7 protein-coding genes are annotated in these 7,204 nt (G+C 40.0%); 4 read left to right on the top strand and 3 right to left on the bottom strand.

Annotated elements, in window-relative coordinates:
* The first annotated feature begins 790 nt into the window (after positions 1–790).
* Positions 791–1,693, top strand: a complete 903-nt coding sequence (locus J536_RS23070; protein ID WP_002052189.1) for a helix-turn-helix domain-containing protein — start codon at positions 791–793, stop codon at positions 1,691–1,693.
* A gap of 112 nt (positions 1,694–1,805) precedes the next feature.
* A complete protein-coding gene (locus J536_RS23065; protein ID WP_032064084.1) occupies positions 1,806–2,807 on the top strand; it encodes an aldo/keto reductase in 1,002 nt (333 codons plus the stop codon).
* 46 nt (positions 2,808–2,853) lie between these two features.
* On the opposite strand, the gene J536_RS23060 is transcribed toward J536_RS23065, so the two are convergent.
* Together J536_RS23060 and J536_RS23055 are read right to left on the bottom strand one after the other, a co-directional pair.
* The gene (locus J536_RS23060) at positions 2,854–3,246 is read right to left on the bottom strand and encodes a hypothetical protein (RefSeq protein ID WP_032064082.1); all 393 of its coding nucleotides are present in this window, start codon (positions 3,244–3,246) and stop codon (positions 2,854–2,856) included.
* A gap of 19 nt (positions 3,247–3,265) precedes the next feature.
* A complete protein-coding gene (locus J536_RS23055) occupies positions 3,266–4,009 on the bottom strand; it encodes a hypothetical protein (RefSeq protein ID WP_032064080.1) in 744 nt (247 codons plus the stop codon).
* Between the two features lie 228 nt (positions 4,010–4,237).
* Here J536_RS23055 and J536_RS23050 point away from each other — a divergent pair, with 228 nt between their 5' ends.
* Entirely contained in the window at positions 4,238–5,125 is an 888-nt protein-coding gene (locus J536_RS23050) for a DMT family transporter (protein WP_032064079.1), read from the top strand.
* On the opposite strand, the gene sxtR is transcribed toward J536_RS23050, so the two are convergent.
* A complete protein-coding gene (gene sxtR, locus J536_RS23045) occupies positions 5,122–6,042 on the bottom strand; it encodes a multidrug efflux pump transcriptional activator SxtR (protein WP_032064078.1) in 921 nt (306 codons plus the stop codon). The two genes, J536_RS23050 and sxtR, sit on opposite strands and share 4 nt — an antisense overlap.
* 137 nt (positions 6,043–6,179) lie before the next feature.
* On the opposite strand from sxtR, the gene sxtP reads away from it, so the two are divergent.
* On the top strand, positions 6,180–7,204 hold a 1,025-nt coding region (gene sxtP / locus J536_RS23040), incomplete at its 3' end, for a multidrug efflux MFS transporter SxtP (RefSeq protein WP_032064077.1).

Below are 7,204 nucleotides of genomic sequence, written 5' to 3'. Positions count from 1 at the left end.
TCTAAATTTTTCATGTATACCGTTTAAAATAATTTCTTGTTGTAAATAAAAGAGATAGAAATGCCGTCATTCTTAAATTGAGTGCTAAAAACAGGCATGCAAAAGCCGCACAAAAATGGTGTGCTCGCCTATCTCAGGTTTTATTGTTGCTATGATTTTTTAGTCGTAATGACCGATGGCTTAAAACCTAGAGTCGGTTAAACCGTTTTAAAGACCAGTTAGGTATCGAGTCAAAGATTTTGGCAAAGGTTGCCAATGAGAGAGATGAAATAGTACGCATGTGCGAACTCCTGTATGTATTAGAAGCTCTACCACAATTACTGCTAAATAATGGTGGCAGGACGAAAAGAGGTTAGCAGACTGGACATACAGAACCAGCACACCCGAAGGTGTCCCCCTTCCGCCCTACCGCAACGTGAGGGGGACGGTGGTTTTTTACACATAGATCTCCCCCTCAGAAGGAGCAAATCTGATGCGCTGTATGTGTACTCGGCCTGCTACAACCGGCTGGCAATGTGGCCAGCAGGCAAAGGATAATCCGCGTGTTTTTAAGTGTCAATGTGATATTGGCTATTCATTTATAAAGATTATTTTTATTTTTCATTAGCATAGTGATTTAGGAATATATTTTCTTAAAGTTTAGTTTGTCTGATCATTTCATTATTAATTTATCATTCATTTTCAAAACTGCTTAAATGTACTGATTGATCGCACTATAAATAAAAGCTAAAGTAAATAAAGTTTGAATTTTATAACTTTAAATAAATTGATAACGCATGCAGGCAAAAACATGGAAACCATACATGATTTTTATCGCCGCTTTTCTTTAACCAGAGATAGCGATTATTCGGTTCCATCAACTTCGTTTGGACATTTCAACGTGTTCCAACGCGACGCCTGCTCATTCCTCACACCTTATAGCCGCCGCGATTATTATAAAATTTCACTGGTTTTAGGCACAGGCGAACTTCACTACGCCAACCGCTGGATACGAGTCGACCGCCCTGCTTTACTGTTTTCAAACCCGATGGTTCCCTATGCATGGGAAATTAATTCGCCCGAACAGGCAGGCTGGTTTTGTCTATTTACCGAAGAGTTTGTAAACCAAGAGTCAAGACAAAGCTTTTTAAAAGATTCACCACTATTTAAAGTCGACGGCGACCCGCTGTATTTTTTAAATGACCAACAAGTTGAAGAAATTTCATTTATTTTCAAAAAGATGATGACTGAAATAAATTCAGACTATATTCATAAATACAACGTTTTAAGAAACTATTTGCACCTGATTGTGCATGAAGCCATGAAAATGCAACCGACCCAACAGTTTGAAAAACATAGCAATGCTGCGGTTCGGATTTGCCATTTATTCTTTGAATTATTAGAACGCCAGTTCCCAATTGACTCGCCCCATTTTCAGCTTAAACTCAAAACAGCAAATGACTATGCCTATGGCTTGTCGGTGCATGTGAACCATTTAAACCGAGCTGTAAAAGAAGCCACAGGTAAAACCACCTCTGAGCATATTAGCTCGCGCATTACGCAAGAAGCCAAAGCGCTGCTACAGCACACCAGTTGGAATATTTCTGAAATTGCTTATAGCTTAGGCTTTGAATATTCAGCGTATTTCACCAATTTCTTTAAGAAAAATACTGGCTTTTCACCTAAAAAGTTCCGCGAAGACTGTGTGGCCTAAAAACAGATTGTTTGAATTTTATAATTATTGGTTTGAATGTTATACGTCAGTTTGAGCCAAAGCATTTTATAGTTTTTCTACTCAAGTGATTTTGCAAAAAAGAGTGTGAAAAATGAAATATAGAACTTTAGGACAAACAGGCGAAAAAGTATCAGCACTTGGTTTAGGTTGCATGGGAATGAGCTTTGCCTATGGTGCCTCAGACGACACACAAAGCATTGCAACTTTAGAAAAGGCCTTAGACCTCGGCATTAACTTTTGGGACACCGCCGACATGTACGGCAACGGCGCAAACGAAGTTTTGCTCTCAAAAGTTTTAGAAAAACACCGTGACAAAGTGTTCTTGGCGACCAAATTTGGCTTCCGCTATAAAGAAGATAACCTTAATCCGAAAAACTCTTTAGAGTCTTATATCGACGGCTCACCTGAGTGGATTAAAGTCGCGGTCGAAAACAGCTTAAGACGCTTAAATACAGACGTGATTGATTTGTATTATGCGCACCGTATAGACCCGAATGTTCCGGTTGAAGATACCATTGGCGCAATGGCGGACTTGGTCAAACAAGGTAAAGTTCGTTATTTAGGACTCAGTGAAGCGTCGGCTGAAACCGTTCGTAAAGCGCATGCGATTCACCCGATTGCAGCGGTTCAACATGAATACTCGCTACTTACCCGTGAGTTTGAGCAAACCCATTTGCAAACCATTCGTGAGTTAGGCATTAGCCTTGTGCCATATTCACCGCTGTCACGTGGTTTAATCACCAATACGCTTGATGTGGGTAGCCTAGACGAAAACGATTTCCGTCGTCAATTGCCACGCTATCAGGGTGATAACTGGAAAAATAACCAAAGCTTAGCGCAAGCATTTAGCGAATTTGCTCAAAGCAAAAATGCGACAGCGGCTCAACTGGCTTTGGCTTGGATTTTGGCGCAAGGTGACGACATTATTCCAATTCCGGGTACACGTAAAATCGAGCGACTTGTGGAAAATGCAGGTGCTGTAGACCTTCATTTAACAGCGGCAGATTTGGCAGAAATTGAAGCGATTATTGCGAGATATCCAAACATGGGCGCACGCTATAACGCTCAGCAACTTGCTGCGGTAAATCATTAAAAACGAAGCTATAAAAAAAGTCCGACTCTGTGTCGGACTTTTTAATTTAATTTTTGCTATATGTTCCCTGCTGGCGTCCACCTTCCCAGATCGCATCTAAGGATTTATCCGAAATCGTTAGGCTTTCAGGGAAAATGCTTAAATCCTTTTTAAATTTAGCCTCTGGTTTTAAACCAATACAGTCTCCATTTTTCCACCATGTGCCTTCGGCATATTGATCTAAAGCGCCAACAGCGAGCATCCATTGAAACTTGCCGTCTGGTTGAAGTAAAAGTTCCGAACCCACTTCCATCACACCATTTAGATAATAGTGCCCACTCCAAGTTTGATCGGCCTTTTGGAATTTCACTTCTTTGCATGTGCTAGTTGACTCTGCATAAATGTGAGCAGAAAAAATAACTGTTGAAAGAAGTATTAGAGGTGCAAATATATTTTTCATTATTTAGTTCCTATCGTTTTTATTTTCCAGACTCAACTTTTAAATACGTTCCATCTGCATAGACGTTATGTCCAAAGCCACAACCCGACTCGCCTTCGCTTTGTTTGACCTGAATATAGTTACCTAATTTCGCGTTGGTTTTAAAGTCGAGCTGAATGCGGCAGTCCTGATCTTTATAGACGATTTGCTTTTTACTAATCGGCATTGTAGTGCCAAACTCACCCATGTTTGGGCCGTAAATTAAGCCTCTAAGTCCCATATATAAACCAGCATAGCTAATTGCATATTGGCCCTTCTCACGACTTACCGTGATGTGATCCCACTCACCAAAACCTGAATAACGCACATATTCACCAGACAAATCATTTGAGGTTTTAGGTGCAGGTAACTGTTTAAGATTAAACTGGCTAGATTTTGATTTTTCATCGAGCATAAACCATGCTCTCGCCCAAAGTGGCTGGCCTAATTTGGCATAGGCTAAGCCCACATTATTGTTGGCAACTTCAATATCTCGGTCGGTAAATTTAATTGTGGTTTCGTCTGCATTGGCTTTACAAAATGCTGTCCAAGAGGCTTGGTTCTGGAAATTTTCGAGCGCTTTTTTATATTGTTTTTGGTCGTAGAATTTCTTACCTAAGCTCGCGTATTGCTTCACTTTATTACAGCTTTGTTGTAATTCTTGTTCAAAAGAAAATTCTGCATGCGTGACCGCCAAAGCCGAAAGTGTGAGAACCGCGCAACCTGAAATAATCGATTTAATCATTTTTAAAATTCTTTAATAATTAACTAATTATATAATATGAGTAAGCTCCATAAATCACAATTCTCTGAAACAAAAGTCTCTTAGAAGAGTTTATGTTTTTATAAAACTGGTTAAATCCATACAGAATAAATCATGGAAGGTGTTAAGTGTTAACTGATTATTTTAATTGAATATTCAACAAAAAAATAATGTAGACTGCATGTGTAAAACTTAGGAAGAATTATAAGAGTGAATAATTTAATTATTGGAACCCTATTTGCACTTTGTGCAGCGGCTTTAAATGCCTCTATTGGTGTGATTAGCAAATTACTCATGCACAGTGGTTTAAACCCACAAGACATTGCCTTTTTAAAAACCATTATCGCCTTTTTCTTTTTAAGCGTGTTTTTATTTAAAGTCCCTGTTAGCCAAAAGCTTGCTTTTATTAGCAGCACGCCAAGTAAACTCTGCGTTTTTACTCAAATTGCTATCTGTGCTTTTTTAGGGATTTTCTCTTTATTCTTTTTCGAAACCATTGCCTACAACCACGGTGCTGCGGCGAATGTTGTGGTGGTACTCATGGCTTCGGCTGCCATCTCTGCCCTATTTTTTGGTCGGTTCATTTTAAAAGAAAGCATCTACATTCATTCGCTTATTGGAACATTATTAGCAGTTGCTGGTATTAGTATTATTTCATGGAAAGGTGAAAATAGCCTTTTAATGCTAATCAATGCTTCTATTGCCGGCACAGGTTATGGCTTATTTTCGGTTTTAGTTAAAAAGTTCAAATTAAACGGCGGGCTGTTTCTTACCAAGTATTTATTGTTATTTGGCAGTGTTTATCTTGCCGTTCCGTTTTTAATTAATTTTCACAGTATTAATTTTAATAGTGACATTGTTTTAGGCTTGATTGGTTTAGCTGTTCTGCCAACCATCCTCGGCTTTTTCTGTACCACCAAAGCGTTGTCTTATATGAGTGCCGCAAAGGTACAAGTCACTGAACTTTCTGAACCGATTTTTGCAGCGCTTATGGCTTGGGTTTTCATTCATGAACAGCCGACTTTATCGTTTTTATATGGCGCGATTTTTATTATTTTAGGCATCTTATTGATGAACAAAGCACCGAAATCAAGCTAGTCGATTTCATCTATTTCGTTGGCGTGGTGACAAGCGACTTGCACCACACTGGCAAAGTTAATCGCCATTTGTGAAGGGGCATGTTTCTTATAAGCAAGCCCTAAACCCACCGTAGGAACAGGCGCTTTCAAAGAGCGATAAGCCACACCCTGTATTTGCAATTGTTTGGTCGACTCGGGAACCAAAGACACCCCCAAATTTGCAGACACTAACGATAAAATCGACACAATTTGCGGAGCATTTTGTCCAATTTTCGGTTCAAAGCCACGCTCATGACAGGCTTGTTTAATCGCATCGAAAAGCCCTGCACTAATAGATGGTGGCGAGACAATAAAATCAAGCTCTCGCAGTGTGGTTAAATCAATTTCTTGTGATGAATCGTCCAGCTTAAAAGACTCTGAAGGTAAAGCAGCAATGAGTGGTTCAGCCAATAATTCTTGCAGAATAAGGCTATCTGGCATATTGCGTGGCGAACGAATAATTGCGACATCTAAGCGGTCTTCAAGTAATAAATCGATGAGCAGCAAAGTGTTGGCTTCTTCAAGTTTTAAATTCACTTTCGGATATTGCTGCTGAAAATAACGAACGCATTTAGGAATTAAAGGGTTCAACATTGAAGTGCCTGTAAAACCTAATCGTAGTTGACCCACTTCGCCATTTGCCACTTGTTTAACTAAGCTCGCTGCATCTTCTACACGCTGCTGTACAGGCTGAATGGCATTTAAAAAGGCAAGCCCTGCTTCGGTCAGCTCCACCCCATGTGGCGAACGAATAAATAAATCTGCACCGAGTTCTTCTTCTAAGTCTCGTATTTGCATGCTTAAAGGCGGCTGGCTCATGTTTAAACGTTGCGCAGCTTTGGTAAAGTTTTTTTCTTCTGCTACAGCTAAAAAGTAGCGTATATGCCTGAGTTCCATTGCTATATATAAAACATATCATGATCTATTGTTAAATATATTAGAAAAATACCTCTCAAATTGCTAATTTTAATTTATCGAATTTTCTCGATGCAGCATGCCTTTAGGCACTGCTCTTTTTCTGTCATGGTCATGATATGAACTCTTCATCTACACCCAGTACCTTAAACACTGAGGCAACGTCTGTTCTTTCCCGTGAGTGGATTCACAAAGGGACTAAAGCCTATAAACACGCAGGATTTGCTTTATTCCTCGTAGGTTTTGCCAGTTTCTCACTGATTTATTGTGTACAGCCACTCCTGCCCGCATTTAGCCAAAGCTTCCAGATTAGCCCTGCGAGTAGCTCTTTGGCACTGTCATTAACGACTGCCTTTTTAGCGATTTCGATTGTGCTATCAAGCGCCTTTTCACAAGCCCTTGGCCGTCGTGGTGTAATCTTTACGTCAATGCTGTGTGCAGCAATTCTTAATATTGTCTCTATGTTCACACCGAACTGGCACAGTTTATTGATGGCGCGCGCTTTAGAAGGTTTACTACTTGGTGGTGTACCCGCAGTGACGATGGCTTGGATTGCCGAAGAAATCGCACCTGAGCACTTAGGTAAAACTATGGGTTTATATATTGCAGGTACGGCTTTTGGTGGCATGATGGGCCGTGTCGGCATGGGTATTTTGGTTGAATATTTTTCATGGCGCACCGCCTTAGGCTTACTTGGGGCAATCTGTTTTGTTTGCTCAATTGCCTTTTTAAAATTACTTCCCGCATCGCGTAATTTTTTGCAGAAAAAAGGGCTAAATTTAGATTTTCACATGCAAATGTGGCGCGCTCATTTAAGCAATACAAAATTATTACGCCTATTTGCGATTGGTTTCTTGCTGACTAGTGTTTTTGTGACTTTGTTTAACTATGCCACTTTCCGTTTAAGTGGAGCACCTTATTCACTCAGTCAGACACAAATTAGCCTTATTTTCTTGTCGTATAGCTTTGGCATGGTTTCTTCATCGTTGGCAGGTAGCTTAGCGGATCGCTTTGGTAAAAAAACCATGATGATGGGTGGTTTTGCCTTAATGATTGTAGGGAGCCTCATGACCCTACTCAGCTCGCTTTTCGGCATTATTATTGGTATTGCATTTATTACCACAGGTTTCTTTATTACCCACTC

The organism is Acinetobacter sp. 809848 (assembly GCF_000581275.1).
GTDB lineage: Bacteria > Pseudomonadota > Gammaproteobacteria > Pseudomonadales > Moraxellaceae > Acinetobacter > Acinetobacter pittii.
Note: the sequence above shows the minus strand (reverse complement) of the source record. Positions and strands in the feature narration are given on the sequence as shown.

Coding starts and splice junctions, on each gene's coding strand:
- J536_RS23065 (WP_032064084.1), top strand. CDS start 1,806: ATGAAATATAGAACTTTAGGACAAACAGGCGAAAAAGTATCAGCACTT.
- sxtR (WP_032064078.1), bottom strand. CDS start 6,042: ATGGAACTCAGGCATATACGCTACTTTTTAGCTGTAGCAGAAGAAAAA.
- J536_RS23055 (WP_032064080.1), bottom strand. CDS start 4,009: ATGATTAAATCGATTATTTCAGGTTGCGCGGTTCTCACACTTTCGGCT.
- J536_RS23060 (WP_032064082.1), bottom strand. CDS start 3,246: ATGAAAAATATATTTGCACCTCTAATACTTCTTTCAACAGTTATTTTT.
- J536_RS23070 (WP_002052189.1), top strand. CDS start 791: ATGGAAACCATACATGATTTTTATCGCCGCTTTTCTTTAACCAGAGAT.